This window comes from Streptomyces murinus (assembly GCF_002154555.1).
In the GTDB taxonomy this organism is placed as follows: Bacteria; Actinomycetota; Actinomycetes; order Streptomycetales; family Streptomycetaceae; genus Streptomyces; species Streptomyces murinus.
In genome coordinates this window covers 1-1,395 of the sequence record NZ_MUNF01000172.1, presented here as the reverse complement: position 1 = coordinate 1,395, position 1,395 = coordinate 1, and the positions used below count along the sequence as shown (strand labels likewise).

The following is a 1,395-nucleotide window of genomic DNA, read 5'->3' as shown; positions in this document are numbered from 1 at the left end:
GCGGGACAGCCGGGCCGCCCGGGCGCCGCCCCCGGCCGGCAAGGGGGCCGCCCGGCTGCCCGGCCTGCCCCGGGCGGCCCCCTTGCCGGCCGGGGGCGGCAGGGCGGGGCAGAGCGGCCCCTGGGACCAGAGTGCCGCCGCCGGGCAGCAGGCCGGGCCCGCCGATCCGCGGCAGGCATCCGTGCCCGCGCAGGCCGGTGCCCCCTGGGGTGCCGACCCCCGGGTGCCCGCCGAGGGGACCGCACCGCCCGACGGACGGGCCGAGCGCGCCGACGGCACCGCCACGATCCCGCCGGCCGAGCGCGACGCTCCCGACCCCGGCACCTTCGTCTTCCGGCGTCCGGTCACCGGTCGTACGGACGACGGCACGATGACGATGCGCCCGGTACCGCCGAAGCAGGCCGATGTGCCCGGCCGCCACACCCAGGGCCCGGTCGCCGCGCCGACCCCCGCGTCGCCCCCGGCGCCCGCCACGCCCGCGGCCCCCGTCCCGGGGCCCGGCTTCGGCGCCGTACAGCCGCCCCAGAACCGGGGGCCCGCGCCCGCCGCCGCGCAGGTGCCGCCTCAGGGCGGGCCCGGACAGGGGTCCTGGGCGCAGCAGGTGCACCAACTGGCCGGGGGCGCGGCGGAGGAGCAGCCCGTCGCGCCGTGGAAGCCACCGGTGGAGGACATCTTCCAGGCGGCGGCGCGCCGAGGGGCCGCCGCCCGCCCCGCCGGACTCGGCAAGCGGCTCGCGGCCCGGCTGATCGACACCGTGGTGGTGGGCGCCGTGACCGCCGTCGCGGCCGTCCCGCTCGGCACCCGGGCCCTCGACCACATCCAGCAGAAGGTCGACGCGGCCCGGCAGTCCGGGCACGAGGTCACGGTCTGGCTGCTCGACGGCACCACCGGCACCAGCCTCGGCATCGTCCTCGCCGTCCTGCTCGTCCTCGGTGTCCTCTACGAGGTGCTGCCCACCGTCAGATGGGGCCGCACCCTCGGCAAGAAGCTGTGCGGCCTCGACGTCCGCGACATCGAGGGCCATGAGCCCCCGGCCTTCGCCCCGGCGCTGCGCCGCTGGCTGGTGTACAGCGTTCCGGGGCTGCTCGGCATCGGGATCGTGGGCGTGCTGTGGTGCCTGTTCGACCGGCCCTGGCACCAGTGCTGGCACGACAAGGCGGCGCACACCTTCGTCGCGGGCTGACCCGGGCCATCGGCGGAACGGCCGTACCCCGTACCCCGTACGGCCGTCCGTCGGATGCGGAGCCGGGGCGTTCGCGATCCACTCGGGCCATGAGCAGCGCACCGCCCCCCGGCTCCGGAGAGCAGCCACCCGAGGACGACCCGTTCAGGAAGCCGCCCCCGCCGAACCAGGGGCAGGGCTCACCGTATGACTCCCCGCCCCCGGACGACGGC

The 1,395-nt window shown here is 78.4% G+C and carries 1 protein-coding gene; it reads left to right on the top strand.

What is annotated here, in order from left to right; translation table 11 throughout:
- Positions 1 to 1,183: RDD family protein (locus tag CCN72_RS12815; RefSeq protein WP_107430095.1), on the top strand; the 1,183-nt coding region annotated here is incomplete at its 5' end.
- Positions 1,184 to 1,395: the final 212 nt, after the last annotated feature.